The organism is Pseudomonas sp. C2B4 (assembly GCF_013359695.1).
Taxonomy (GTDB): Bacteria; Pseudomonadota; Gammaproteobacteria; order Pseudomonadales; family Pseudomonadaceae; genus Aquipseudomonas.
Window position 1 is genome coordinate 17,898 of sequence record NZ_JABFMU010000040.1, and the last position, 25,991, is coordinate 43,888.

The window sequence follows — 25,991 nt, forward strand, 5'->3', positions numbered from 1 at the left end:
CAGTGATACCGTGCTTAGCGCACCAGACACGGCCGCTTGTTATCGAACGTCCAGCCGGGAATCAGGAACTGCATCGCCACGCTGTCATCCCGCGCACCCAGGCCCATGCCTTTGTACAGTTCATGGGCCTTGGCCAGTTGATCCCTATCCAGCTCGACCCCCAGCCCCGGTTTTTGCGGCACCTGCACGCAACCGTCGACGATCTGCAGCGGTGCTTTGGTCAGGCGCTGGCCGTCCTGCCAGATCCAGTGGGTGTCGATGGCGGTGATCTCGCCCGGTGCGGCCGCCGCGACGTGGGTGAACATCGCCAGGGAAATATCGAAGTGGTTGTTGGAGTGCGAACCCCAGGTCAGGCCCCATTCGTGGCACATCTGCGCGACGCGGACCGAACCCTGCATGGTCCAGAAATGTGGGTCGGCCAACGGGATGTCCACCGATTGCAACTGGATCGCGTGACCCATTTCCCGCCAGTCGGTGGCGATCATGTTGGTTGCGGTTTTCAGGCCCGTGGCACGGCGGAACTCGGCCATGACTTCGCGACCCGAGTAGCCGTTTTCCGCGCCGCAGGGGTCTTCTGCATAAGCCAGCACCTTGTGCTGGTCGCGGCATAAACGGATGGCTTCCTTCAGTGACCAGGCACCATTCGGGTCGAGGGTGATGCGTGCATCGGGGAAGCGTTCGGCCAGGGCGGTGACCGCTTCGATTTCGGCGTCGCCGCTGAGCACGCCGCCCTTGAGCTTGAAGTCCTTGAAGCCGTACCGCGCATGGGCGGCTTCGGCGAGGCGTACCACGGCGTCGGCGGTCATGGCCTTTTCGTGGCGCACGCGGAACCAGTCGTTGTCGGCGTCCGGCTCGCTGCGATAGGCGAGGTCGGTGTCGTTGCGGTCACCGACGTAGAACAGATAGCCGAGCATCTTCACTTCGTCGCGTTGCTGGCCTTCACCGAGCAGGGCCGCGACCGGCACGTCCAGATGCTGGCCGAGCAGGTCGAGCAGGGCGGCCTCCAGACCTGTGACGGCATGAATGGTGATGCGCAGGTCGAACGTCTGCAAACCACGGCCGCCGGCATCGCGGTCGGCGAAGGTCTGGCGCACCTGGTTGAGGATCTTCTGATAAGTGCCGATCGGGCTGCCGACCACCAGGCTGCGGGCGTCTTCGAGGGTCTGACGAATGCGCTCGCCACCCGGTACTTCGCCGACGCCGGTGTGGCCGGCGTTGTCCTTGAGGATCACGATATTGCGGGTGAAAAACGGGCCATGGGCGCCGCTCAGGTTGAGGAGCATCCCATCGTGGCCGGCCACCGGGACGACTTCCATGCTGGTGATGATCGGGGCTTTGGCGGTTTCGTGCGTGGTCATTTTCTTGTCCTTCTCAAAAGCAGAATTCAGGCGTGATTCGTCGCAGGGGCACCGGCTGCAACGGCAGGTGCGGACTTGGGTTTATTGCGGGCGGCGAAGACGATGATCGCAGCGATGATCGAGGTCGCGGCCAGGCCATACAGCCCGCCCTGGATGGAGCCGGTACGCTCTTCCAGCAGGCCGAAAGTGGTGGGTGCGACGAAGCCGCCGAGGTTGCCCACCGAGTTGATCAGTGCGATCACGCCCGCAGCGATGCGTGCATCCAGATAGGCCTGGGGAATCGGCCAGAAACACGACGACGCCGATTTGAAACCCAGTGCGGCAAAGCAGATCGCCACGAAGGCGAAGATCGGCCCTCCGGTGGTGGACATGAACATCCCGGCAGCAGCGATCAGCAGGGCGACCGCGACCCAGGCTTGCTGGTGCTTCCACTTGGCCGACAGCGAAGCGAAGGCATACATGCCGATGATCGACAGCAACCACGGAATCGAGTTGAACATCCCGACCTGGAAGTCGCTCAGGTCGCCCATCTTCTTGATGATGCTTGGCAGCCAGAAGGTGGCGGCGTAGATGGTCAGCTGGATGAAGAAGTAGATCACGCAGAAGAGGATGATCTGCCGGTCCTTGAGCAGTCTGCCCAGTGACGGCTTGATCGGCGTCGCCGCCTCACGAGCCAACTGTTCGTCGTCGATGGCCTTGACCAGTGCGTCTTGCTCGTCGCGGGTCAGCCATTTGGCGTCGTGGGGTTTGGAGTCCAGCCAGAACCAGACAAAGGCGCACAAGCCCACCGAGAACATGCCCTCGATGAAGTACATCCATTGCCAGCCATGCATGCCCAGGCCGCTGATTTGCAGGAGCAGGCCGGACAGGGGGCCGGAAATCAGCGAGGCAATCGCCGAGCCGCTGAGGAAAATCGCAATCGCCTTGCCGCGCTCCGCCCCGGGCAGCCAGCGGGTGAAGTAGTAGATCACGCCGGGAAAGAAGCCGGCTTCCGCCACGCCCAGCAGGAACCGCAAGATATAGAAATGGGTTTCGTTCTGGATGAAGGCCATGCCGGCGGCCACCAGGCCCCAGGTCAGCATGATGCGGGTCAGCCAGATACGGGCGCCGACTTTCTGCAGAAGGATGTTGGAAGGGACCTCGAACAGCGCGTAACCGATGAAGAACAGACCGGCGCCGAACCCGTAGGCCGCAGCGCCAATGCCCAGGTCGTGCTCCATGTGGGCGCGGACGAAGCCGATGTTCACGCGGTCAATGTAGTTGACGATGAACATGATGACGAACAGCGGCAAGACGTGGCGTTTGACTTTCGAGATCGCGGACTTCAGGGCCGAATCGCCACCCTGGTCCATTGCGGAAATGGATGTATTCACTGCGTTTTCTCCCACTCGTTATTTTTATGCGGGGTGTGACAAGGTGTTGTGTTGTTGATAGACATCATACAACTAGATTTTTTCGATCTGCAACCGCCTTTGTTCAATGAAATCGCCATTATTCAGCTATCTGTTATTCTTTTTGGGGTTTTTCAGGGCGTAAAATTTTACTGCTTTTCGGAGTTTGTTGAGTGTTGTCATACAAGTTGAGCGATGTTTTCAGGAGATTCCACACAAGCGCAGTGCTACGATTCCATTAGCGCTGCCTTTGGATGAACGCCATGCAAGAAGACCTCGACGCCCCTGCCCGCAAGCGCAGCCACAATCTGGCCCACGACCTGGTGGCCAAGCTGACCCAGAGCATCCTGCTGGGACAGATGCTGCCCGGCGACAAGCTGCCCTCAGAGAACTCGATCGTTCAGGAGTACGGTGTCAGCCGCACCGTGGTGCGCGAGGCGATTTCCAAATTGCAGGCCTCCGGGCTGGTGGAAACCCGCCACGGCATCGGCACCTTTGTGCTGGAGCGCGCACCGGAGCAGGGTTTGCGGCTGAATGTCGATACCGCGCTGGGAGTGCGCAGCATTCTGGAATTGCGCATGGGCCTGGAAACCCAGGCGGCGGCACTGGCCGCGAGCCGTCGCACCGACCAGCAACTGGCACAGATGCGCGAAGCCCTCGATGACTATCAAAGCCTGCTGGCCAACAACGACAGCTGCGTCGAAGCCGACCGGCGTTTTCATCTGCTGATCGCCGAGGCCACGGGCAATCTGTGTTTCACCGAGATCATGCAGCACCTGGGCAGTGCCATGATTCCCCGAACCCGGGTCAATGCCGTCGAGCGCGGGGCGGTGGACTTGAGCAAGCTCGGGCAACTGGCGAACCTGGAGCACGAGGCGATTCTCAACGCCATCAAGCGCCAGGACCCGGACGCGGCGCGGGCGGCGATGTGGCTGCATTTGACCAACAGTCGGGACCGGTTTTCGCCGGGTTGATCGGGCCAGCATCGCATTTCCCCTGTGGGAGCGAGCCTGCTCGCGAAGACGGCGGCACATCCAGCATTAATGTGTCTGATAGTCCGCCTTCGCGAGCAGGCTCGCTCCCACAGGAACTTCATAGATCAGACACGCGCGGCTTGAACAACGGGCCGCCGCTCCAGATTCAACGCCAGCACACTGATCAACACCACCACCGCACCCACCGCCACCATCAAGGTCGGCCGCTCACCCAGTCCCACGGACGCCATGGCCATCGCCGTCGGCGGCACCAGATACAACGTCATCGTCGCCCGGCTCAGGTCCACATGCGCCAGCACGTAAGCCCAGGCCAGATAGGCCAGCGCACTCGGGAAAATCCCCAAGGCAACCACCGCGAACTGCACGCGCAGTGGCGCATTGACGACCTGATCCGCCAATCCGGGCAGGAAAATCAACAGCAGCGCCGTGCCGGACCAGACCGTGTAACACACCAGCGTCAACCCGTCGTATCGCCCGGTGTGATGTTTTTGCAGGGCGAAGTAAAGACTCCAGGACAACGCTGCCAACAGGATCAGCAAGCCGTGGGCGTCGATGCTGCCCAAGCCATGATCGCCCGCCACCACAATTACCACGCCGATCAAGCCGAGGATCACGCAGCCCCAGCGCCAGACGCTCACCCGATCCTTGAACACAAAGCGCGCCAGCAAGGTGCTGAACAGTGGCGTCGATTGCGCCAGCACGCTCGACGCGCCGGCGCTGACCCCTTGTTGGCCAAAGTTGATCGCCACGTGATGCAGGCTCACAGCGAAGAAACCCAGTGCGATCAGCAGAGGCACGTCGCGCAGTGTCGGCAGATGAATACCCTTGAACACCGCGACCGCAGCCATGAACAACGACGCCAGCAGAAAGCGCAATAACGCCAGGTGCACCGGGTCGTAAGCCTGCAGGCCAATGTGGATGCCGGTGGGGGAGTAACCCCAGCAGGCCACGACGAAGGCCATGGCCAGGATGATTTTCAAGGGAGTGCTGGAGGAGGGCGTGAGGTCATTCATCGTTGTGCACCGAGAGGCAGGTGCGTTGAGTATCAGAACTCCGTTTATTCGCCACAACTGACTTATACTGCGTGAATCGTTCACTTTGAGTGATGTATATGGAACTGGCACAGATTCGCATGTTCAAGACCGTTGCCGAGGTGGGCAGCATCGCCCGTGCAGCGCAGGTGCTGCACTGCGTGCCGTCGAACATCACGGCGCGGATCAAGGCACTGGAGGCGGAGTTGGGTGTCGCGCTGTTTCTGCGCGAGGGGCGCGGACTGCGCATCAGTCCATCGGGGCAGACCTTTCTGGACTACGCCTCGAAGATCCTCGCCCTGACTGCGGAAGCCAAGCGCGCGGTGGACCCGGCCGCAGAACCGTCCGGGCCATTGCGCATCGGCGCCATCGAATCTTCCGCCACCGGCCGCTTGCCGCGCTTGCTGGCGAAATTCCATAAGCGCTTTCCGGCGGTGGCGCTGGAACTGACCACCGGCACCTGGGGCCAGTTGCTCGATGACACGCTGAGCCATCGGCTCGACGGCGCCATCGTTGCGGTGGATGTCGAACGCTCGCACCTCAAGCGCACGCCGATGTATCGCGAAGACCTGTTGCTGATTGCCTCGACATCCCTCGGGCCGGTGCGTGACATCACGGATTTGCACGACAAAACCGTGTTCATGTGGCCCCAGGGTTGTCCGTATCGGGCGGCGCTGGAGCATTGGTTGTTGCGCCAGGGGCAGGCGCTGCCGATTGTCAGCCTGGCCAGTTACGGCGCGATCGTGGGGTGTGTCAGCGCCGGGGCCGGCGTGGCGCTGGTGCCAAAAGGGGTGTTCGATCAATACGCCAAGGGCGCGGGGTGCGTGGGTTACGAGTTCCCCGAGCTGACGGCCATCGACAACCTGTTCTACTGGCATGAAAACGCCGGGGTGCACCCGGCGCGGGAGGCGTTTGTGGCGATGTTGCGCGAGGAATTCGCGTAACTTTTTTCTGTGGGCGCGAGCCTGCTCGCGAAGAGGGTGTGTCAGTCGACATCCTTGCTGGATGACACAGCGCTTTCGCGAGCAGGCTCGCTCCCACAGAGATTGTTATGTTGCATTGATATCCCGCATCAACAATCCAAACCGCAAATCCACCGCATCCGGAATCGGCAAGTACACCGTATGCCCATCCCCCGGCGCCACGTCGATAGGCTCGCCCTGGGCGTTTTGCAATTGATGCAGGTCGAAGTGGAAGTTGCCCTTGGGGGTCATCAGTTCCATGTGATCGCCCAGCGCAAAGCGGTTTTTCACCTTCACTTCCGCCAGGCGATCCCGTCGTTCGCCGGTCAGTTCGCCGACAAATTGCTGCCGTTCAGACACCGAGCTGCCGTTCTGGTAGTTCTGGTATTCGTCATGCACATGTCGACGCAGAAAACCCTCGGTGTAGCCGCGTTGGGCGAGGGACTCCAGGTCGGTCATGAGGTTGCGGTCAAATGCCCGGCCCGCCACCGCGTCGTCGATGGCCCGGCGATAGACTTGCGTGGTCCGTGCGCAATAGAAGTGCGATTTGGTCCGTCCTTCGATCTTCAGTGAATGCACGCCCATCTGCGTCAAACGGCCGACATGCTGCACGGCGCGCAGGTCCTTGGCGTTCATGATGTAGGTGCCATGCTCGTCTTCGAAGGCCGGCATCAGTTCGCCCGGGCGATTGGCTTCCTGCAAGAGGAATACTTGATCGGTGGGCGCGCCGATACCCAGGGTCGGTTCCGGTTGATAGTGCTGGACGATCTCTCCGAGCGGGTTCTCCGTGGCTTCCTGTGCCGAGTACTTCCAGCGACAGGCGTTGGTGCAGCTGCCCTGATTGGCATCGCGCTTGTTCATGTAGCCCGACAGCAGGCAGCGACCTGAATAGGCCATGCACAAGGCGCCGTGGACGAACACTTCCAGCTCCATGGCCGGGACCTGTTGGCGGATTTCGGCGATTTCTTCCAGGGACAGCTCCCGCGACAGGATGACCCGGCTCAGGCCCTGTTGCTGCCAGAACTCGACGCTCGCCCAGTTCACCGTGTTGGCCTGCACCGAGAGGTGAATCGGCGTCTGCGGATAATGCCTGCGCACCAACATGATCAGGCCGGGGTCAGACATGATCAGGGCGTCGGGCGCCATGGCGATGATGGGGGCCAGGTCCTTGAGAAAGGTCTTGAGCTTGGCGTTGTGCGGCGCGATGTTCACCACCACATAGAAACGCTTGCCCTGGGCTTGTGCCTCGGCAATGCCCAGGGCCAGGTTTTCATGATCGAACTCGTTGTTGCGCACCCGCAGGCTGTAGCGCGGCTGGCCGGCATAGACGGCATCGGCGCCATAGGCAAAGGCATAGCGCATGTTTTTCAGGGTGCCGGCGGGGGCGAGCAATTCTGGAGCGATGAGATTCATGGCGGGTGTGATCGCAAAAGCCGCGCAGCGTATACGGCTTGTCCCGAGGCTTTATTGATCTGGATCTATGCTTGATGAACACATCAAGGGCACTCCTGCGAACCGTGGTGGCCTAAGCATCAAGGCGCCCATTGGTTGGCGTCCCGGCGCACTGGCAGGGATCGGACATGAACGACGAGACACAGCAACAGCAGGACAAATCGCTGACGGTTTTGCTGGGGCTGGTCAGCATCGCCTTCATCTGGATTCTGCTGCCGTTTTACGGCGCGGTGTTCTGGGCCGTGATTCTCGGCATCCTCTTTGCGCCCATGCAGCGTCGGCTGCAATTGAAGTTCGGCTGGGAGCGCAACCTGACGTCGCTGCTGACCTTGAGCATCTGCCTGGTGATCGCGATTCTGCCGGTGATCATCATCGGCGCGTTGCTGGTTCAGGAAGGGGCTGCGGTGTACCAGCGCATCGAGAGCGGCGAGCTGGACATCGCCGGGTATGTCTTGCAGTTCAAACACAGCCTGCCGCCGTATTTCCAGCACTTGCTTGATCGGTTCGGTGTCGGCGGGCTGGAGGGGATGCGCGATAAAGTCGTCAAGAGCGCGGTGTCTGGCGGGCAAGCGCTGGCGACTCAGGCATTCAGTTTCGGCCAGGGGACGTTCGAGTTCATCGTCAGTTTTTTCATCATGCTGTACCTGTTGTTCTTTTTCCTGCGCGACGGCGCGGAGCTCGCACGCAAGGTGCGCACCGCCATACCGCTGGAGGAGCAGCAGAAGCGTCGGCTGCAGCTCAAGTTCAATCGCGTGGTCAGGGCCACCGTGAAAGGCAATTTGCTGGTGGCGGTCACGCAGGGCGCATTGGGCGGTTTGATTTTCTGGTTTCTGGACATACCCAACGTGTTGCTGTGGGCGGTATTGATGGCGTTACTGTCGCTGTTGCCAGCGGTGGGGGCGGGGATTGTCTGGGCGCCGGTGGCGGCGTTTTTCCTGTTTACGGGGGCGATCTGGCAGGGCGTGGTGCTGGGGTTGTTCGGGGTGTTCGTGATCGGGCTGGTGGATAACGTGCTGCGTCCGATCCTGGTGGGCAAGGACACGAAGATGCCGGACTACATGATCCTGATCTCGACCCTCGGTGGTTTGGCGATTTTCGGGTTGAACGGCTTTGTCATCGGCCCATTGATTGCGGCCCTGTTCATGTCCAGTTGGGACATTTTCCTCGAGACCAAACCGCGGGTTCAGCTGCCTTAGGCGCTGAACTTGCCACTCTGCTCCGTGCTGACGCGTTGCGACATCGCCTGGGCGGCCGGCAACGAGGTGAGCGGACCGCTGATCGGTTCGCCATCGAGTACCAGGTACCAGCAGGCAAGCAGGCCTGATTCTCTGAGCGAGGCGGGAACGGCGCTGCCGATAACGGACATGATCTGAACCTGAGACATTACAAGTACCTCCACCAATCTATGGAGGTACCTTACGGGGCCGGCGATTTTTCCGACAATCACCGTTTTCGATAGTGGTCATTGACGCCGTTGAGGCCAGTTGGCCGTCTGTCGCTCAATCAACCACCTGATCCAGCATATGAACCACTTCCTGCTCGTTGAGCAGGCCTTTGCGCACCAGGTTTTGCGTCAGCAGCGAGAGGAACTTGGCGCTGCGATGACCTTCCAGCTGCTTGAGTTCGGTCAAGACGTTGTACACCTTGCTGGAGGTGCAAAGACCGACAATACGGTGCGGGTTCTGCGTAGGCATGAGGGCGTCCTTGTTGTTATCAACCTGTTGTTGGCGGACAGGTTCAAGCTTGCGGATCTGACATGACATCAATATGACCGGTTTCCCCAATGGCAGGGGGCGAGTCAATCTTGCCCGCTTGAACAGGCCATGCTGTCCCGATAACGACACTGACGAGATTTATCCAGACCTGTGCCGACGAACGGCAACCCTGTAGGAGCGAGCCCTGCTCGCGATGGAGGTCGGCGATGACGCGCGCCCGGCGGATGTACGCGGTGCTCTCGGGATCAGCGCGAGCAGGGCTCGCTCCGGCAAGAAATCGCAGGCATAAAAAAGCCCCGCTGTCGGGCGGGGCCTGTGGCGTCTGTTACCAGCGGCCATAGCCGCGTGGAGGACCGTAGTAACCGCGTGGCGGGCCGTAATAGCCACGGGGTGGTCCGTAGTACACCGGCGCTGGACGGTAGTAGATCGGTTGTTGCACGTACACCGGCGCCGGCTGGTAGTAAACCGGTGGGGGCGGAGGCGCGTAATACACCGGTGGGGGTGCGGCGTAAACCGGTTGTGGCGCGACATACACCGGCCGGTTGGCGTTGATCAGGGCCGAGCCGACGATGGCCGTACCGACGATCGCTCCAAATACCGCCGCGTCATTACCACCACCATGGGCTTGCGCCTGGCCTGCGATAGCGAGTGCGCCAATCAGCAAGGCAACTGTGGGGATTTTACGGATCATGATAGTTCCTCGGTTCTTCGACCCGGCGCTTGTGCCTGCAATAGACCCAAGGATCGTCGCGGGGATACTACTAAGACAGCGTTTTTTTGAAATTCAGCACAGCCGTTGGGTAAATTTTGTGTAAGGTCTGTACCGGCTTGCTTACGGTCTTTTGAGGTTCCGGGCAGGCACGGGAATATGATCGATCAGAACAGGATGGCCGGCTAATCCCGTCCATCTGAAAGTGCATTGCAAGGAGATCCGCATGCAGATGAACCCGAACAAAGACACCCAGTTGTGCATGTCCCTCTCCGGGCGCCCGGGCAACTTCGGCCTGCGATTTCACAATCATCTGTATGAACAATTGGGGTTGAATTTTTACTACAAGGCCTTCAGCAGCCAGGACCTGCCGGGTGCGATAGGCGGCATTCGCGCCCTGGGCATTCGCGGTTGTGGGGTGTCGATGCCCTTCAAGGAAGCCTGCATTGCCCTGGTCGATGAGCTGGACGCGTCTGCCGCCGCCATCCAGTCGATCAATACCATCGTCAACACCGCCGGCCACCTCAAGGCCTACAACACCGATTACATCGCCATCGCTCAGTTGCTGGACACCCACGCAGTGCCCAGGGACACCACGTTTGCCCTGCGCGGCAGTGGCGGCATGGCCAAGGCTGTCGCCAGTGCCTTGCGCGACGGGGGGTACAAAAACGGTCGGATCGTGGCCCGAAACGAGCGTGCTGGCCGGGCGCTGGCCGACTCCCTGGGCTACCCATGGCAAGCTGAACTGGGCACGCAACGCCCGCAAATGCTGGTCAACGTCACGCCGGTCGGCATGGATGGCGGGCCGGAGGCCGGTCAACTGGCGTTTGAACTCGAAGCGATCAAGGCTGCGGATATTGTCTTCGATGTGGTGGCGATTCCCTCGGAAACACCGCTGATCGTGCGCGGTCGTGCCGAGGGTAAGCGTGTGATCACCGGGCTGGAGGTGATTGCGATCCAGGCGCTTGAGCAGTTTGTGCTTTATACCGGCGTTCGACCGACTGAAGAGCAGTTTCAGGCTGCGGTGGCGTTTGCCCGGGGTTAAACCTCTCAAGATCCTGAGTTGTCTGGAATGGCCTCTTCGCGAGCAGGCTCGCTCCCACAGTTGACTGTATTTCTTCTGGAGAAACCTGGTCGAATGTGGGAGCGAGCCTGCTCGCGAAAGCGGCGACTCGGTCTGGCAGATGAACCACTCTCTATACTGTTGGCCAGCAAGCCAAGACTTGCCCTCCCAACAATCACCGTGACCGAGGTTTCCATGCATCCCGCGATTCTCAATCTGGATCAGGTCGAACTTGAGCCGTTACCCGAAGCATTTGCCCCAACCGGTGAAACGGCCGGTCGCTATCGGCAGCGCCAGGCGCGCATTGGCCAGCAACTAGGTGCGCAAAAGCTGGGTTATCGCTTGTACGCACTGGAGCCGGGTATGCGCGGTAGCCCGTTTCACAGCCATCGGGTCAACGAAGAAATGTTCTACATCGTGGCTGGGGAGGGTGAAGTACGACTCGGCGACGAACGTTTTGCGATCCGGGCCGGTGATGTGATTGCCTGCCCGGCGGGTGGTCCGGAGAAGGCTCACCAGATCATCAACACCAGCAATGCCGAACTGCGTTACCTGGCGGTCAGTACCCAGCAATCACCGGAGATCTGCGAATATCCCGACTCTGGCAAGTACGCGGTGATGGATGATTTCAAGGTCGACGCCCAAGGCAATGCCTCGGGGTTCGTCGCCGTGGCCCGGCAGGCGGACGGGGTGGATTACTGGGAGGGGGAATAAGGCCCGCCACCAATCCAATGTGGGAGCGAGCCTGCTCGCGAAGGCGGCGGCACATCCGGCATTGATGTGACAGACAGTCCTATTTCGCGAGCAGGCTCGCTCCCACAGGGTTCAGTGTTGTTACTCCAACCGTGCCAATCGCTCTTCCAGCGCCGCAATCCGCGCTTCAAGCTCTTCGATCCGCTCGACCGAAACGCCGACGCCACTGCGCTCAACCGGGTTCTGCCGCGCAGCGAGGATCACTTCGATGTCCGCCGGATCACCCATGGCATGCATGTAGCGGTCCTCCCGCTGGCCGGCCTGGCGCGGAATCAGCATGGCCAGATCCCGGGCAATCAAACGTTCAAGCTGATGCACGACTTGCTCTGTATCTTCGAAGTCATGCATGCGTCCGCTGCGGGTCAGCAGTTCGTTGACGGTTTGCGGGCCGCGCAGAAACAGCAGTCCCATCAGAATCACCTGGGCCGGCACCAGCTCCAGGGCCTTGTCGACCTTGTGCTCCCAGCGATCCGCGCGGCTGCCCATCACCAGTTTGGTGAAACCGCGTCCCTCGAGGGCGCGCAGGCTCTGGCCGACCTGACCCTGGGTCAGGTTCATCACCGGTTCGCGGCTGGTTTTCTGATTGCAGGCAATCACCAGCGCATTGAGGGTCAGCGGATAGGTTTCCGGGCTGGTGGCCTGTTTCTCGATCAACGAACCCAGAATGCGGATTTCCGTGCTGTTGAGGCGCGGTTCGTCGAAGGTTTGCTCTTGTTCAGTGCTCATCGCGCTTTTCCCTATGCAGTCGAAGCATGCAGTCGAAGCCGCCTAGCCTAATCCTTGCAGGATAAAAGACAAGCCGCAGGACGGGCGGGCATGGCTATAATCGGCCGACGTTTCCCACCTGTCATCACACGAGACTGCCATGACCATTTCCCTGTACGACGCCTCCGTCCCTGTTTTCCAGCAAATGCTTAACGCACTGAGCGATGTACTGAAAAAGGCCGAGGCCCACGCCACCGCCAAAAACATCGACCCGAACGCTTTCCTGCAAGCTCGTTTGTATCCGGACATGTTCCCGCTGGTGCGCCAGGTACAGATCGCCGTGGACTTCAGTAAAGGCGTTTCGGCACGTCTGGCCGAGATCGAGTTGCCGAAGTACGACGACACTGAAACCACCTTCGCCGAGCTGCAAGCGCTGATCGCCAAGGTGCTGGCGTTCATTGGCGAGATCAAACCGGAGCAGATCAACGGCAAGGAAGGCATCGAAATCGTGACCCGTCCGGGCACGCCTAAAGAGAAGCGCTTTTCCGGCCAGGCTTACCTGCTGACCTACGGCCTGCCGCAGTTCTTCTTCCACGTCACCACCACTTACGCACTGCTGCGTCACAACGGCGTGGAAGTGGGCAAGCGCGATTACATGGGCGCGTTCTAAACCGCCCGGGTACAAAAAAGCCCGCCAAGGTACAAGCCTTGGCGGGCTTTTTCGTTGTCCCTGTGGGGGATGGGTGTTTAGGCCATACGCTGTGTTTTTGCTTCTTCACCCAGGCAAGCCGCCGCCGTGAACAACACATCGGTCGAGGAATTCAACGCCGTCTCCGCCGAATCCTGCAGCACACCAATGATGAAACCGACAGCCACCACCTGCATGGCGATTTCACTCGGGATGCCAAACAAGCTGCACGCCAGCGGGATGAGCAGCAGCGAACCACCGGCCACGCCGGAAGCGCCACAGGCGCAAATCGCCGCGACGACACTCAGCAGAATGGCTGTCGGAATGTCCACCGCGATGCCCAGTGTGTGCACGGCCGCCAACGTCAGCACGGTGATGGTGATCGCCGCGCCGGCCATGTTGATGGTCGCTCCAAGCGGGATCGACACCGAATACGTATCTTCGTGCAGGCCCAGGCGCTTGCTCAATTCGAGATTGACCGGAATATTCGCCGCCGAACTGCGGGTGAAGAACGCGGTGATGCCGCTTTCCCGCAGGCACATCAGCACCAGCGGATAGGGGTTGCGGCGCAGCTTCCAGAACACGATGACCGGGTTCATCACCAGGGCCACGAACAGCATGCAGCCCAGCAACACGGCCAGCAGGTGCGCATAGCCGATCAAGGCGCCGAAACCGGAGGTGGCCAGGGTCGAGGCCACGAGGCCGAAGATTCCCAGCGGGGCAAAGCAAATCACCAGGCGCACGATCACCGTCACGCCATTGGACAGGTCGCCCAGCACTTCGCGGGTGGTGTCACCGGCATGGCGAATGGCGATGCCCATGCCGATGGCCCAGGCCAGGATGCCGATGAAGTTGGCGTTCATCAGTGCACTGACCGGGTTGTCGACCACGCTGAGCAGCAGGCTTTGCAGCACTTCGCTGATGCCGCCCGGGGCGGTGACGGCGACGTCCTGGGTCGACAGCACGAGGTTCGACGGGAACATCATGCTGGCAACCACCGCGACCACGGCAGCCGCGAAGGTGCCCAGCAGGTACAGGAACAGGATCGGCCGGATATGGGTTTCCTGGCCGTGCTTGTGGTTGGCGATCGAGGCCATGACCAGCACGAAGACCAGGATCGGCGCGACGGCCTTGAGCGCGGACACGAAGACTTTGCCGATGAAGGCCGTGGATTTAGCCGCTTCGGGCGCAATCAGGGCCAGGCTGATCCCGGCGATCAGGCCGATGATGATCTGCGTGACCAGGCTGGTGCCTTTCAGGCGTTGCAATAGAGAAGGGGATGAAGCAGTCATAAACGGCATCTCGGATTTTATTGGGTGCGGGGGTGTTGCAGCATCGAGGCCGGAAAAGGGCCGGTGAACAGGGTGTACGTTTTGCGGGGCGCGGACTTTATCACAGCGGGGTCCGGATCCTTCAGTCCTGTGACGATCTGCCACCCAAATGTGCGGCGCGATTTGCAGGTTCGTGCAACCGCCTCCGGAAACACTCTGTTAAGCTTCGCCATCCTCATTTTCATGTCTGCCAGTGAGCCTTCGGGCTATCGCTGGTGTTGTCGTTTTCTGGAGTTCTGCATGCTGTTGCCCATTCTTCTGTTGTCGGCCGCCGGTTTTACGGTGCTGACCACGGAATTCATCATCGTCGGCCTGTTGCCCGCCATCGCCCGTGACCTCGACGTCAGCATCCCGCAAGCGGGGTTGCTGGTGACCCTGTTTGCCTTCACCGTCGCTGCGTTCGGGCCGTTCCTCACGGCGTACTTCGCCCGCTTCGAGCGGCGCAAGTTGTTCATCTCGGTGCTGATCATGTTCGGCCTGGCCAACACTCTGGCGGCGCTGGCGCCGAATATCTGGGTGATGGCATTCGCCCGGTTGATTCCGGCCTTGGGCCTGCCTGTGTTCTGGGCGCTGGCCAGTGAGACGGCGGTGGACATCGTCGGGCCGGACTACGCCGGGCGTGCCATTGCCAAGATCGGCTTCGGCATTGTCTGCGCCACGGTGTTCGGCATTCCGGTGGGCACGCTGATTTCCGATGCATTCGGCTGGCGCAGTGCCTTCGCCATTCTGGCGTTCATTGCATTTGCCAAGGCGCTGCTGCTGTTTATCTACTTGCCGAAAACCAACCTGCATCAGCATCAAGTCAGCTTCCGGTCGCAGTTCAAGATTCTGCGCAGCCCGTTGATGGTGGGGCATGTACTGCTGTCGATCGTGGTGTTCAGCGGCATGTTTACCGCCTACACCTACTTGGCGGACATCCTTGAACGTCTGGCCGGGTTCAACGGCACGGTGGTCGGCTGGTGCTTGATGGGTTTCGGCGCGGTAGGGCTGATCGGCAACTCCCTGGGCGGTCGCGCGGTGGATCGTCATCCGCTGGTGGCGTCGATGATGTTCTGCGCCTTCATGATTGCCGGGCTGGTGACGCTGGTGCCGAACATTCATTCGCCCTTTGGCCTGGCGGCGGCGATGGGCATCTGGGGTGTGACCCAGGCAGCGTTGTTCCTGGTCAGTCACGTGCGCCTGATGAAGGCCGCGCCAGAGGCACCAGCATTCGCCGCGTCGCTGAACATCGCCGGGGCCAACCTCGGGATCGGCCTGGGTGCCATGATCGGCGGTCGGGTGATCGACAGTGTCGGCCTGCAAGGCCTGGGTTTTGCCGCGGCCGGATTTATCCTGGCTTCGATCCTGTTGGCCATCGCCCTGATGACCTTCAAGCCCCGGGAAGTCGTCACAGCGCTGTAAACAGCTCGCGTCGGGCACCTTCGGTAATGGCGACAATGCCGGGGTGCTTGACCTTGCGTTCCACCGAAATGGCGTAGAACGACTCGCTCACCGCGTCGGTCTGGCCGATGACCTCCACGCCATATTGGCGCCTCACTTCGTCGGCGATCACGCTCGGGCCGATGAAAATCCCGCTGCCGGACTGGCCGAAGGCCTGCATCAAGGCACTGTCGTCGAACTCGCCAACAATTTGTGGCTGGATCTGCTGTTCGGCGAACCAGCGTTGCAAGCGGCTGCGCACCACGGTCTCCGGCCCGGGAATCAACAGCGGCGCGCCGTGCAGGCTGCGGGGGAAGTCCTGGCCATAACGCGCTGCCAATTCGGCGGTGGCGAAGAAACTGATCCCGCATTCGCCGAGCTTCTGGCTGTAGCCCTTGATGTCCAGGTGCGAGGGCATCGGGCTGTCGGAAATCACCAGGTCCAGGCGCTGGATCGCCAGGTCGGCCAACAAACGTTCAAGCTTGTCCTCGCGGCAAGTGATGCGCAGCGGCTCGCTCAACTCCATCGTTGGCGCAATCAGGCGATAGACGATGGATTTGGGCACCACGTCGGCCACGCCCACGCGAAACAGTATCTGCTGTTCATTGGGTTGCGCCCGCAGCATCAACTCCAGTTCGCCGCCTAGCTGAAACATTTGTTCGGCGTAGGGCAGTGTCTGGCGGCCGGCTTCGGTGAGTTCAAGTTGCCGGCCAACTCGCCGAAACAGCTCTATGCCGTAGGTTTGTTCGAGCAGTGAGATCTGCCCGCTGATGGTTTGTGGCGTCAGATTCAGCTGTTCGCAGGCGCGCACGATGCTGCCGGTCTTGGCCACCACCCAGAAGTAATGCAATTGCCGATAGTTGAGCATGCGGGTTCACAGTTCGTAAAAACCGAAGTATAGCCGCTGAAAATACGAATTTTCCTGAAGTATTCATCTCCCTAGAATGCGTCGCTATCAACGGGCCATCGTTGCGGTCCCGTTTGTTCTATTGAGGAAAACATCATGAAGCTTAAATCCGCGGCTCTGCTGATCACGTCCTTACTGGTTCTGGCCGGTTGTGATCAGGCCGAAAAAAGCGCTCAGCAACTGATGGGCAAGGCTGCCGAAAGTGCCAAACAGGCCATCGACGATACCCACAAAGCCGCCGAACAAGCACTCAGCGAGGCCACCGGCGGTTTGATCAGCAAGAAAGAATCATCGGAAAAAGAAGCGGAAAAAACCGAATCTTCGTCCCAGGAAATCTAAACCGACTTAAACGAATCAGGACTGACCCATGGAATACCTTTTACAGCTAGCCGCAAGCCCCACTGCCTGGGTCGCCCTGGCCACCCTGGTGGTGATGGAGATCGTGCTGGGCATCGACAACCTGATTTTTATCTCGATCCTGACCAACAAGCTGCCCGAGAAGCACCGGCAGAAAGCGCGACGCATCGGCATTGGTATGGCGCTGATCCTGCGCCTCGGCCTGTTGAGCACCATTGCGTTCATCGTCCAGCTGACGGCGCCGGTGATCGAGGTGTTCGGCCATGCGTTCTCCTGGAAGGACATGATCCTGATCGCCGGTGGCCTGTTCCTGTTGTGGAAAGCCACCACCGAGATCCATCACAGCATGGACCCGGCGCCGGAAGATCCGAAGTCGGCGACCTCGACCGTGACCCTGGGCTTTGCCGCGGCGATCGGCCAGATCCTGATGCTGGACATGGTGTTCTCCATCGACAGCATCATTACCGCTGTCGGCATGACCGAGCATTTGCCGATCATGATCATCGCGGTGGTGGTGTCGGTACTGGTGATGTTGCTGGCGGCTGATCCACTGGCCAAGTTCATCAACGACAACCCGACCGTGGTGATGCTGGCCCTGGGCTTCCTGATCATGATCGGCATGACGCTGATCGCCGAAGGCTTCGGTGCCCACGTACCGAAAGGCTACGTCTACGCTGCCATGGCGTTCTCGGCTGCGATCGAGGTGTTGAACATGATGTCCCGCCGGGCGAAGCAGAAGCGCGTTATCGCTGAAGCCTGACCTGCGCTGAATGAAACGGCCGCCTGAACTCGGAAGAGTCCAGGCGGCCGTTTTTGTTTGTACGGTTGGCGTCAGTGAGCGGTGGCGTGACGCGCGGCGGCTTTATCGGTTTTCTTCGCAGATGCCGGTTGAACAGGGTGGTGGTGATGGCGGCGGGTTATGCGCAGAACGCCCCACAACATGGCGGCAGCCACGGCCAGCCAGCCGGAAATCAACATCACGATTGTCATTGTCAGGCTCATCGATGCCTCCTCTTTGCCCTGCAGCGGGCACACACGCTTTGCAGGTGACAGTCTAGTCGCTGCCGTGTTGCAGGCTATTGACCGAAGGTCGACTGGGATCAACCAGTTTGCTCTATCGAATGCAATCAACTACGGGTTAAGGCTATACCGCCATCGCGCGGCGTCCTATGATCGACGGCCAAGCCGGGAAGCGGATTGCCGGGTGTCTGAACAAGAGAGTGATGATGGTGCGGGTAATTTCTCGAATTCTATCGGTGGCAGTGATCGTGGGTTGCGCCGCCAGTCTGGCCGGTTGCGCGGGCACTGTTGCGCCGCAGATCAAGCGCCTGCCGGAGCGGGTTGAGCTCAGCGGCAGGTTCTACCGTGGCGTGGCCAATCAAAGCGGGCCGCAAGTATTGGCGAGCCTGTTGTCCCAGCAGGGCATCGTGATTACGCCGGGGTTGCTCGACAAGCCACTGCATTTGCCGGGCGCCGAAGCCCAGTTGCAACAAAACATGCAGAACCTGGCCCGTGAATACGGAATGATGGTCTATCCCCTGGACAGCAATCTGCCCGCCTTGTTGACCCAAGTGGCAGCCGGTTACCCGGTGATGGTGCGCTTTACCGAGGGTTCGGCACTCTGGGCCGAGCCGCGTTACGCCATTCTGTCCGGGTATAATCGTCAGAAGCAGACCGTGTTGTTGCGTGCGGGAATGGACCAGCGGGTGCTGATGAGTTTCGGCTCGTTCGAATCGGCATTCAAGGACGCCGGTGGCTGGGCGGTTTTGATTCAAGCGCCGACGCAGGTTCCAGCGGAAGTCGATCAGCAACGCTGGCTCAAGGCCGCGAACGATCTTGCCCAGGCCGGACAGGAGCAGGCGGCGGCAAAAGCCAGAAAAGCCCTGGCCGCGCAGTAAGCCCGTTCGTCATTTGCCGGGCACCGCGCAGCGCTGGCGTTATCTGAGAGACAAGGCCCGGAGGTTTTGGGTCGCGATCAGGAGGCGTCCATGGCACATTCCAATACCCCTACAGGCCCGCACTCGTCTGAGCATTCGTCCGGCGATGAGTTGGGCTTCGACCCCGATTCCCCGGACCTCTCCGACCCTCAGGTCGATCCTGTGGGTCCCGCCAAGGCGCCGAAGGATGTAAAGCCGGGTGATAATCCCAAGGCGCCGGCAAAGCCCTATGATCCACTCGGCGATCTCAAGCCCTAGGTTCCGTGGAGGTGCGTATGTCTACCGATTCGAGCTTCAACGACAAACGTCCGGAAAACGTTCCGACAACGCCTGAAGGAAGTGTCGATCCGGTATTGGATCCGGACAGCCCGTTGCGAGATCCGCTGGCCCGTCCGACCGTTGTACCTACGGAGCATCCGCAGGGCTGGCGAGACCCGAGCAGAGGGGATGGCATCCCGGATGACGACCAGATGCCGCTGCCTAATGATTAGTCGCTGACAAAGAAAAGCCCCGGATGTCCGGGGCTTTTTCGTGGGGGCGGCGGCAAGGTTATTTCGAAGCTTCAACCACGCCACTTTGGCGATGCTTGAGGTTCTTGTCCGATTTGTACTGCAAGGCTGCGGACGCTACGTTGGCGCTTTTACCGGTCTCAACCCAATTACGGATGCGCGCGGCATCGGCAAAGTGGGTGTATTTGCCGTAAGCGTCCAGGAGCACCAGGACAACCGGGCGGTTGCTCATCCGTGTCACCAGCACCAGGCAATGACCTGCTTCGTTGGTGAACCCGGTTTTCGTCAGTTGGATGTCCCAGTCTGGCTTGCGCACCAAGTGGTCAGTGTTGCGAAAGCCCAGGCTGTAGGTGGGCTTGCGGAACGTGACGGTTTTTTCCTTGGTCGTGCTCAGCTCCGTCAGCAACGGATACTTGTGCGCGGCAATCAACAGTTTGCTCAGGTCGCGAGCGGTGGACACGTTGCGCGGTGAGAGACCAGTGGGTTCGACAAAGTGGGTGTTGGTCATGCCCAGGGCCTTGGCCTTGGCGTTCATCGCGGCGATGAACGCGGCGTAACCACCCGGATAGTGGTGGGCCAGGCTCGCGGCCGCCCTGTTTTCAGAAGACATCAGGGCGATCAGCAGCATTTCCCGGCGCGGCAGTTCACTCTTGAGTTTTACCCGAGAGAACACGCCTTTCATTTCAGGTGTGTCGCTGATGTTGATGTTGATGTACTCGTCCATGTTCTGCCTGGCTTCCACCACGACCAGGCCAGTCATAAGCTTGCTGACGGACGCGATAGGGACGACCACGTCGGGATTGTTGGCATAGATGACTTTGTTGGTCTGCATATCCAGCAACAGGGTGCTGCCGGAAGCGAGCTTGAGTTGCGAGGTGTCACGAGGCGCTGCGGTGGTTTCGCCAGCGCTGGCGATTGGCGTGATGAAAGTCCCTGTAACTGCAAAAAATAGGCTCAGGATGGAAAGACGGATTTTCACGCTGGCAGACTCATAAAGTGTTGATACGCCGTTATGTAACGGGCTATTTCCGAAAAAGCGCGACATTCTGGAGTATGGCTGAATAACTGTCGATGGTTGTTCGAGGGTGGCGTGAAAGTACTGGGAAACATGAAAAAAAAGTCATTTTCCGGCGGATGGTCGATTCTTTTCCGCAGGCAAAAAAGAACCCCGCGGGGGCGGGGTTCCTTGAGTCACCGGCTAGCTCGCCAACAAGGCTCAGCTGTGCAGGGTTTCTGCTGCGTACAGCGTGTTTTCCAGCAGGCAGGCGCGGGTCATCGGGCCGACGCCACCCGGCACCGGAGTGATCCAGCCGGCGCGGGGCAGGGCGGTTTCATAGATAACGTCACCAACCAGTTTGCCATCATCCTGACGGTTGATGCCGACGTCGATCACGATCGCGCCTTCCTTGATCCACTCGCCCTTGACCAGGCCAGGCTTGCCGGCGGCCACCACGACCAGGTCGGCACGACCGATGTGGCCGGCCAGGTCCTTGGTGAAGCGATGGGTGACGGTCACGGTGCAACCGGCCAGCAACAGTTCCATCGCCATCGGACGGCCAACAATGTTGGAGGCGCCGACAACCACGGCATTCATGCCGTACAGATCGGCGCCGGTGCTTTCCAGCAGGGTCATGATGCCTTTAGGCGTGCATGGGCGAAGCAGTGGAATGCGTTGGGCCAGGCGACCGACGTTGTAAGGATGAAAACCGTCAACGTCCTTGTCCGGCCGAATGCGTTCCAGCAATTTGGACGCATCCAGGTGTTCAGGGAGAGGGAGTTGCAGCAGGACACCGTCAATCGCCGGATCGTCATTGAGGCGATCGATCAGTTCGGCCAGTGCTTCTTGAGTGGTATCGGAAGGCAGGTCATAAGCTTGGGAAAGGAAGCCGACCTCTTCACAGTCTTTACGCTTGTGCGAGACATAAACCTGAGAGGCGGGATCGCTGCCGACCAGGATCACCGCGAGGCCAGGCGTACGCAAGCCTTGCTGGCGACGCTCGGTAACGCGTTGGGCGATCTGCTGGCGCAGGCTGGCGGCGATCGATTTGCCGTCGATTAGTTGTGCAGTCATTGCGCGTGATTAACCATCGAGAGGGGAAAAAAAGAGAGCGCATTCTCGCATGTCATGAGGTGAGGGCAAAGGCGCTTGGTCTGTAAATTCCCCTAAGCCCTTTAATTAAATGAATTTTTTTTAAAAAGGATTTGACGACCTCCGGGGGGCTCTATACTATTCGTCGCACTTGTCGGGCACAGCCTAGCACTGGTTAAGAAGGTCAAGCGGAATTACGGTTCTGCAAGACTGGAAAGCATTTAGTTTGTAGTCCTCCAAGAGTACAGATTAATAAGGCGCCCGTAGCTCAGCTGGATAGAGCATCCGCCTTCTAAGCGGATGGTCGCAGGTTCGAGTCCTGCCGGGTGCGCCATTAGGCAGCTTTGGCACAAGTAGCGCGATATGGTGGGCGTAGCTCAGTTGGTAGAGCACGGGATTGTGACTCCCGTTGTCGTGGGTTCGATCCCCATCGTCCACCCCATATTTCGAAAGGCGCCAGATTAACAGTCTGGCGCCTTTGCTTTAAAAGCTTCAATCCGCGGATGTGGTGGAATTGGTAGACACACTGGATTTAGGTTCCAGCGCCGCGAGGCGTAAGAGTTCGAGTCTCTTCATCCGCACCAAATAAAGCTTCACTCATGCCGGTTGGCCTGGTTGGGGCTTCACAAAGAAGTTGTTTGGCTTCTTTGACACGCAATATGGTGGGCGTAGCTCAGTTGGTAGAGCACGGGATTGTGACTCCCGTTGTCGTGGGTTCGATCCCCATCGTCCACCCCATATTTCGAAAGGCGCCAGATTTAACAGTCTGGCGCCTTTTTTGTTTCAGTGGTTTGAGTGTTTGGCGGCTGCTGGTTCCGGGTCGCAGGGGCAGGGCGTTTCGTCGTATTTATGTTTCTTGATGATGCCGCGCTGCCCGTCGGCCTTGCTCGCAAGGTCGGCTGTCAGGGAGATGATTGGCAACCTCTTCTATATATAGAAAGGTTGGCGCAGAGCCCTGGCGTGAATGGCTGTATTTGCCACCGGGGCGAGGTGCATCCGTGCATTCGCACCTATAAATTGCCTGCTGCGTTTTTACCCGTTTTCAGTAGGGTGACTTCTTGAGTTTGACCCACTAGAATGCATGCCCTTGATTCTGGGGTCGGAAACGGCCGGCTAACGTCTGTGCAACGAGGAATATCCATGCAAGTTTCTGTTGAAAATACTTCTGCTCTTGAGCGCCGCATGAGCATCACCGTGCCGGCTGAGCGCATCGAGACTCAGGTCAACAAGCGTCTGCAGCAGACTGCCCAAAAGGCCAAGATCGCAGGCTTCCGTCCAGGCAAAGTGCCAATGAGCGAAATCAAGCGTCGTTTCGGTGCTGAAGCTCGCCAGGAAGCTGTAGGCGACGTGATCCAGTCTTCCTTCTACGAAGCAGTGGTTGAGCAAAAGCTGAACCCGGCTGGTTCGCCGTCGATCGAGCCAAAATCCCTGGAAGCAGGCAAGGACCTGGAATACGTTGCCGTATTCGAAGTGTTCCCTGAGTTCACCGTTGCCGGTTTCGAAGGTATCACTGTTGAGCGTCTGAGCGCTGACGTCGCTGATGCCGATCTGGACAAGATGCTGGACATCCTGCGCAAGCAGAACACCCGTTTCGAAGTAGCCGATCGTGCTGCCCAGAACGAAGATCAACTGAACATCGATTTCGTTGGCAAGGTCGACGGTGAAGTGTTCGCGGGTGGTTCCGCCAAAGGTACTCAGCTGGTTCTGGGTTCCGGCCGCATGATCCCTGGCTTCGAAGACGGTCTGGTTGGCGCCAAGGCTGGCGAAGAGCGCGTTCTGAACCTGACCTTCCCTGAGGACTATCAGAACCTGGACCTGGCTGGCAAAACCGCTGAGTTCACCGTGACCGTGAACACTGTTTCCGAGCCAAAACTGCCTGAACTGACCGAAGAGTTCTTCGCTCAATTCGGCATCAAGGAAACCGGTCTGGAAGGCTTCCGCGCCGAAGTTCGCAAGAACATGGAGCGCGAACTGCGTCAGGCGATCAAATCCAAGGTCAAGAATCAGGTCATGGACGGTCTGCTGGCCACCAACCCGATCGAAGTGCCTAAGGCCCTGCTGTCCAACGAAGTTGACCGTCTGCGCGTACAGGCTGTTCAGCAGTTCGGTGGCAACATCAAGCCTGACCAACTGCCGGCAGAGCTGTTCGAAGAGCAAGCCAAGCGCCGTGTTGTCCTGGGTCTGATCGTGGCTGAAGTGGTCAAGCAGTTCGACCTCAAGCCTGACGAAACCCGCGTTCGCGAAATGATCCAGGAAATGGCTTCGGCTTACCAAGAGCCTGAGCAAGTTGTGTCCTGGTACTACAAGAACGACCAGCAACTGAACGAAGTTCGTTCGGTTGTGCTGGAAGAGCAAGTTGTGGATACTGTTCTGCAGAAAGCTAGCGTGACCGACAAATCGGTCTCTTACGAAGAAGCGGTCAAGCCGGTAGAAGCTCCACAAGCCGACTGATTGTTCCTGCGGTAAGAAGTACACACCATAAGCCAGCCTTCGTGCTGGCTTATGCGTATTCAAGACATAACTATTTGGGAGTGACTGCAGAGCATGTTCCGTAATTCGTATATTCAGCAGAACTCTGATATCCAGGCCGCAGGCGGTCTGGTCCCGATGGTTGTCGAGCAGTCTGCTCGTGGCGAGCGCGCCTACGACATTTACTCGCGCCTCCTCAAGGAGCGAGTGATCTTTCTGGTGGGTCCGGTAGAGGACTACATGGCCAACCTGATTTGTGCGCAGCTGCTGTTCCTTGAAGCGGAAAACCCGGACAAGGACATCCATCTCTACATCAACTCCCCGGGCGGTTCGGTGACGGCGGGCATGTCGATCTATGACACCATGCAGTTCATCAAGCCAAACGTATCGACCACCTGTATCGGCCAGGCGTGCAGCATGGGCGCGTTCCTGCTGACAGCCGGCGCCCCCGGCAAGCGTTACTGCCTGCCGAACTCGCGTGTGATGATTCACCAGCCTCTGGGCGGTTTCCAGGGCCAGGCATCGGACATCGAAATCCATGCCAAGGAAATCCTCTTCATCCGCGAGCGTCTGAACACGCTGATGGCCAAGCATAGCGGGCGCACCCTTGAAGAAATCGAGCGCGATACCAACCGCGATAACTTCATGAGTGCAGACGCTGCGCGTGAGTATGGGTTGATCGATGAAGTGATCACCCAGCGCCCCGCTTAAAATAAGCAGCTCAAAATAAGGTGGGTCGGCTGGTCCGATCACCGGCGGGCTTGAAAAAGCCCGCAATAGCCTTCATCTTGTGTTGCAAGCCTATCGGATTTGGATCGAACGAATGACTGACACCCGCAACGGCGAGGACAACGGCAAGCTGCTCTATTGCTCCTTCTGTGGCAAAAGCCAGCATGAAGTACGCAAATTGATTGCCGGCCCCTCGGTCTTTATCTGCGACGAGTGCGTCGACCTGTGCAATGACATCATCCGTGAGGAGGTGCAGGAAGCCCAGGCCGAGAGCAGCGCGCATAAATTGCCTTCGCCTAAAGAAATCAGCGGCATCCTTGATCAGTATGTGATTGGTCAGGAGCGTGCGAAAAAGGTTCTGGCCGTAGCGGTGTACAACCACTACAAGCGTCTGAACCAGCGTGACAAAAAGAATGACGACGTCGAACTCGGCAAGAGCAACATCTTGCTGATCGGCCCGACAGGCTCGGGTAAAACCCTGCTTGCCGAAACACTGGCCCGCTTGCTGAACGTTCCGTTCACCATCGCCGATGCAACCACCCTCACCGAGGCGGGTTACGTGGGTGAGGATGTCGAGAACATCATTCAGAAGCTGCTGCAGAAGTGCGACTACGACGTGGAAAAGGCCCAGATGGGCATTGTCTACATCGATGAGATCGACAAAATCTCGCGCAAATCCGACAACCCGTCGATCACTCGGGACGTTTCCGGTGAAGGCGTGCAGCAGGCCCTGCTCAAGTTGATCGAAGGCACGGTCGCTTCCGTTCCGCCTCAAGGTGGTCGCAAGCATCCGCAGCAGGAATTCCTTCAGGTTGACACCCGCAACATCCTGTTCATCTGCGGTGGTGCGTTCTCCGGTCTGGAAAAGGTTATCCAGAACCGTTCCACCAAGGGTGGCATTGGTTTCAGCGCGGAAGTCCGCAGCAAGGAAGAAGGCAAGAAAGTCGGTGAGTCCCTGCGTGAAGTCGAGCCTGACGATCTGGTCAAGTTCGGTCTGATCCCGGAATTCGTCGGTCGTCTGCCGGTCCTTGCGACGCTGGACGAACTGGATGAGGCTGCTTTGATGCAGATTCTCACCGAGCCGAAAAACGCGCTGACCAAGCAGTACGCCAAGTTGTTCGAGATGGAAGATGTGGACCTGGAATTCCGGGCCGACGCACTGAAGGCCGTCGCCAAGCGCGCGCTGGAACGCAAGACCGGGGCTCGTGGGCTGCGTTCGATTCTTGAAGGTGTATTGCTCGACACTATGTATGAAATTCCCTCGCAGTCCGAGGTGAGTAAAGTAGTGATCGATGAAAGCGTTATAGAAGGCAAGTCCAAGCCACTGTTTATCTATGAAAACAGTGAGCCTGCTGCCAAGGCCGCGCCAGACGCCTAAGCGTCACGCAGCCGGTACAAAGAAGGGGCCTTCGGGCCCCTTTG

At 59.3% G+C, this 25,991-nt stretch carries 28 protein-coding genes and 4 tRNA genes; 19 read left to right on the forward strand and 13 right to left on the reverse strand.

The features are described from left to right. Nucleotides 1-14 precede the first annotated feature (14 nt). Nucleotides 15-1,358, reverse strand: a complete 1,344-nt coding sequence (gudD, locus tag HNQ83_RS21885; protein ID WP_175390865.1) for a glucarate dehydratase — start codon at nucleotides 1,356-1,358, stop codon at nucleotides 15-17. 26 nt (nucleotides 1,359-1,384) lie between these two features. Further along, nucleotides 1,385-2,731, reverse strand: a complete 1,347-nt coding sequence (locus tag HNQ83_RS21890; protein ID WP_175390866.1) for an MFS transporter — start codon at nucleotides 2,729-2,731, stop codon at nucleotides 1,385-1,387. A gap of 281 nt (nucleotides 2,732-3,012) precedes the next feature. On the opposite strand from HNQ83_RS21890, the gene HNQ83_RS21895 reads away from it, so the two are divergent. Next, nucleotides 3,013-3,723 (forward strand): FadR/GntR family transcriptional regulator, encoded by a 711-nt coding sequence (locus HNQ83_RS21895; RefSeq protein WP_175390867.1) that lies wholly within the window; start codon nucleotides 3,013-3,015, stop codon nucleotides 3,721-3,723. Nucleotides 3,724-3,848: 125 nt separating this feature from the next. On the opposite strand, the gene HNQ83_RS21900 is transcribed toward HNQ83_RS21895, so the two are convergent. Further along, nucleotides 3,849-4,757 (reverse strand): DMT family transporter, encoded by a 909-nt coding sequence (locus HNQ83_RS21900; RefSeq protein WP_175390868.1) that lies wholly within the window; start codon nucleotides 4,755-4,757, stop codon nucleotides 3,849-3,851. A 98-nt stretch (nucleotides 4,758-4,855) separates the two neighbouring features. Here HNQ83_RS21900 and HNQ83_RS21905 point away from each other — a divergent pair, with 98 nt between their 5' ends. Continuing rightward, nucleotides 4,856-5,719, forward strand: coding sequence for a LysR family transcriptional regulator (locus HNQ83_RS21905; RefSeq protein ID WP_175390869.1), 864 nt, complete (start codon nucleotides 4,856-4,858; stop codon nucleotides 5,717-5,719). A gap of 105 nt (nucleotides 5,720-5,824) precedes the next feature. Here the strand turns inward: HNQ83_RS21905 and yegQ are convergent, their stop codons facing one another. Next, a complete protein-coding gene (gene yegQ / locus HNQ83_RS21910; protein WP_175390870.1) occupies nucleotides 5,825-7,150 on the reverse strand; it encodes a tRNA 5-hydroxyuridine modification protein YegQ in 1,326 nt (441 codons plus the stop codon). A gap of 167 nt (nucleotides 7,151-7,317) precedes the next feature. On the opposite strand from yegQ, the gene HNQ83_RS21915 reads away from it, so the two are divergent. Next, nucleotides 7,318-8,385: an AI-2E family transporter gene (locus tag HNQ83_RS21915; protein ID WP_175390871.1), complete on the forward strand. Its 1,068-nt coding sequence runs from the start codon at nucleotides 7,318-7,320 to the stop codon at nucleotides 8,383-8,385. Here the strand turns inward: HNQ83_RS21915 and HNQ83_RS21920 are convergent. From HNQ83_RS21920 to HNQ83_RS21930, 3 genes are all read right to left on the reverse strand, one after another. Beyond that, entirely contained in the window at nucleotides 8,382-8,573 is a 192-nt protein-coding gene (locus tag HNQ83_RS21920) for a hypothetical protein (RefSeq protein WP_175390872.1), read from the reverse strand. The genes HNQ83_RS21915 and HNQ83_RS21920 overlap by 4 nt on opposite strands. Before the next feature lie 115 nt (nucleotides 8,574-8,688). Further along, entirely contained in the window at nucleotides 8,689-8,883 is a 195-nt protein-coding gene (locus HNQ83_RS21925) for a hypothetical protein (protein WP_175390873.1), read from the reverse strand. 346 nt (nucleotides 8,884-9,229) lie between these two features. Then, nucleotides 9,230-9,595: a hypothetical protein gene (locus HNQ83_RS21930; RefSeq protein WP_175390874.1), complete on the reverse strand. Its 366-nt coding sequence runs from the start codon at nucleotides 9,593-9,595 to the stop codon at nucleotides 9,230-9,232. Between the two features lie 244 nt (nucleotides 9,596-9,839). Here HNQ83_RS21930 and HNQ83_RS21935 point away from each other — a divergent pair, with 244 nt between their 5' ends. Beyond that, nucleotides 9,840-10,658, forward strand: a complete 819-nt coding sequence (locus HNQ83_RS21935) for a shikimate 5-dehydrogenase (RefSeq protein WP_175390875.1) — start codon at nucleotides 9,840-9,842, stop codon at nucleotides 10,656-10,658. 213 nt (nucleotides 10,659-10,871) lie between these two features. Continuing rightward, nucleotides 10,872-11,390, forward strand: a complete 519-nt coding sequence (locus HNQ83_RS21940) for a cupin domain-containing protein (RefSeq protein WP_175390876.1) — start codon at nucleotides 10,872-10,874, stop codon at nucleotides 11,388-11,390. A gap of 120 nt (nucleotides 11,391-11,510) precedes the next feature. Here the strand turns inward: HNQ83_RS21940 and HNQ83_RS21945 are convergent, their stop codons facing one another. After that, complete coding sequence (locus HNQ83_RS21945; RefSeq protein WP_175390877.1) at nucleotides 11,511-12,155, reverse strand: YceH family protein; 645 nt, start codon at nucleotides 12,153-12,155, stop codon at nucleotides 11,511-11,513. Between the two features lie 139 nt (nucleotides 12,156-12,294). On the opposite strand from HNQ83_RS21945, the gene HNQ83_RS21950 reads away from it, so the two are divergent. Beyond that, complete coding sequence (locus tag HNQ83_RS21950) at nucleotides 12,295-12,804, forward strand: DUF1993 family protein (protein WP_175390878.1); 510 nt, start codon at nucleotides 12,295-12,297, stop codon at nucleotides 12,802-12,804. 77 nt (nucleotides 12,805-12,881) lie between these two features. Here HNQ83_RS21950 and sstT read toward each other — a convergent pair whose 3' ends face one another. Further along, a complete protein-coding gene (gene sstT / locus HNQ83_RS21955; protein ID WP_175390879.1) occupies nucleotides 12,882-14,114 on the reverse strand; it encodes a serine/threonine transporter SstT in 1,233 nt (410 codons plus the stop codon). Nucleotides 14,115-14,393: 279 nt separating this feature from the next. Here sstT and HNQ83_RS21960 point away from each other — a divergent pair, with 279 nt between their 5' ends. After that, nucleotides 14,394-15,554: an MFS transporter gene (locus HNQ83_RS21960; RefSeq protein ID WP_096510023.1), complete on the forward strand. Its 1,161-nt coding sequence runs from the start codon at nucleotides 14,394-14,396 to the stop codon at nucleotides 15,552-15,554. Here HNQ83_RS21960 and nhaR read toward each other — a convergent pair. Then, nucleotides 15,541-16,440 (reverse strand): transcriptional activator NhaR, encoded by a 900-nt coding sequence (gene nhaR / locus HNQ83_RS21965; protein ID WP_175390880.1) that lies wholly within the window; start codon nucleotides 16,438-16,440, stop codon nucleotides 15,541-15,543. The genes HNQ83_RS21960 and nhaR overlap by 14 nt on opposite strands. Nucleotides 16,441-16,575: 135 nt before the next feature. Here nhaR and HNQ83_RS21970 point away from each other — a divergent pair, with 135 nt between their 5' ends. Next, the gene (locus tag HNQ83_RS21970; RefSeq protein WP_175390881.1) at nucleotides 16,576-16,818 is read left to right on the forward strand and encodes a hypothetical protein; all 243 of its coding nucleotides are present in this window, start codon (nucleotides 16,576-16,578) and stop codon (nucleotides 16,816-16,818) included. A gap of 28 nt (nucleotides 16,819-16,846) precedes the next feature. Beyond that, the gene (locus HNQ83_RS21975) at nucleotides 16,847-17,596 is read left to right on the forward strand and encodes a TerC family protein (protein WP_175390882.1); all 750 of its coding nucleotides are present in this window, start codon (nucleotides 16,847-16,849) and stop codon (nucleotides 17,594-17,596) included. Between the two features lie 71 nt (nucleotides 17,597-17,667). Here HNQ83_RS21975 and HNQ83_RS21980 read toward each other — a convergent pair whose 3' ends face one another. After that, nucleotides 17,668-17,838: a hypothetical protein gene (locus HNQ83_RS21980; RefSeq protein WP_175390883.1), complete on the reverse strand. Its 171-nt coding sequence runs from the start codon at nucleotides 17,836-17,838 to the stop codon at nucleotides 17,668-17,670. A 167-nt stretch (nucleotides 17,839-18,005) separates the two neighbouring features. Here HNQ83_RS21980 and HNQ83_RS21985 point away from each other — a divergent pair, with 167 nt between their 5' ends. From HNQ83_RS21985 to HNQ83_RS21995, 3 genes are all read left to right on the forward strand, one after another. After that, a complete protein-coding gene (locus HNQ83_RS21985; RefSeq protein WP_175390884.1) occupies nucleotides 18,006-18,734 on the forward strand; it encodes a peptidase C39 family protein in 729 nt (242 codons plus the stop codon). Nucleotides 18,735-18,824: 90 nt separating this feature from the next. Continuing rightward, a complete protein-coding gene (locus HNQ83_RS21990) occupies nucleotides 18,825-19,031 on the forward strand; it encodes a DUF6021 family protein (RefSeq protein WP_175390885.1) in 207 nt (68 codons plus the stop codon). A gap of 17 nt (nucleotides 19,032-19,048) precedes the next feature. Continuing rightward, the gene (locus HNQ83_RS21995; protein WP_175390886.1) at nucleotides 19,049-19,264 is read left to right on the forward strand and encodes a hypothetical protein; all 216 of its coding nucleotides are present in this window, start codon (nucleotides 19,049-19,051) and stop codon (nucleotides 19,262-19,264) included. Between the two features lie 58 nt (nucleotides 19,265-19,322). Here HNQ83_RS21995 and pbpG read toward each other — a convergent pair whose 3' ends face one another. Beyond that, nucleotides 19,323-20,261 carry a D-alanyl-D-alanine endopeptidase gene (gene pbpG, locus HNQ83_RS22000; protein WP_175390887.1) on the reverse strand — a complete coding sequence of 313 codons (939 nt, stop codon included), beginning with the start codon at nucleotides 20,259-20,261 and terminating at the stop codon, nucleotides 19,323-19,325. A 237-nt stretch (nucleotides 20,262-20,498) separates the two neighbouring features. Next, on the reverse strand, nucleotides 20,499-21,353 hold the full coding sequence (gene folD, locus HNQ83_RS22005) for a bifunctional methylenetetrahydrofolate dehydrogenase/methenyltetrahydrofolate cyclohydrolase FolD (RefSeq protein ID WP_175390888.1): 855 nt from the start codon (nucleotides 21,351-21,353) through the stop codon (nucleotides 20,499-20,501). 275 nt (nucleotides 21,354-21,628) lie between these two features. Here folD and HNQ83_RS22010 point away from each other — a divergent pair. The 7 genes from HNQ83_RS22010 (at nucleotide 21,629) to clpX (ending at nucleotide 25,947) form a co-directional block, all read left to right on the forward strand. Continuing rightward, a tRNA-Arg gene (locus tag HNQ83_RS22010) sits at nucleotides 21,629-21,705 on the forward strand. Between the two features lie 32 nt (nucleotides 21,706-21,737). Next, nucleotides 21,738-21,813: transfer RNA gene (locus tag HNQ83_RS22015), tRNA-His, on the forward strand. 57 nt (nucleotides 21,814-21,870) lie between these two features. Next, nucleotides 21,871-21,955: transfer RNA gene (locus HNQ83_RS22020), tRNA-Leu, on the forward strand. A 78-nt stretch (nucleotides 21,956-22,033) separates the two neighbouring features. After that, nucleotides 22,034-22,109, forward strand: a tRNA-His gene (locus HNQ83_RS22025). 402 nt (nucleotides 22,110-22,511) lie between these two features. After that, nucleotides 22,512-23,822: a trigger factor gene (gene tig / locus HNQ83_RS22030; protein WP_175390889.1), complete on the forward strand. Its 1,311-nt coding sequence runs from the start codon at nucleotides 22,512-22,514 to the stop codon at nucleotides 23,820-23,822. Between the two features lie 93 nt (nucleotides 23,823-23,915). Further along, on the forward strand, nucleotides 23,916-24,551 hold the full coding sequence (clpP, locus tag HNQ83_RS22035; protein ID WP_090456702.1) for an ATP-dependent Clp endopeptidase proteolytic subunit ClpP: 636 nt from the start codon (nucleotides 23,916-23,918) through the stop codon (nucleotides 24,549-24,551). 112 nt (nucleotides 24,552-24,663) lie between these two features. Beyond that, the gene (gene clpX / locus HNQ83_RS22040; protein WP_175390890.1) at nucleotides 24,664-25,947 is read left to right on the forward strand and encodes an ATP-dependent Clp protease ATP-binding subunit ClpX; all 1,284 of its coding nucleotides are present in this window, start codon (nucleotides 24,664-24,666) and stop codon (nucleotides 25,945-25,947) included. Nucleotides 25,948-25,991 lie beyond the last annotated feature (44 nt).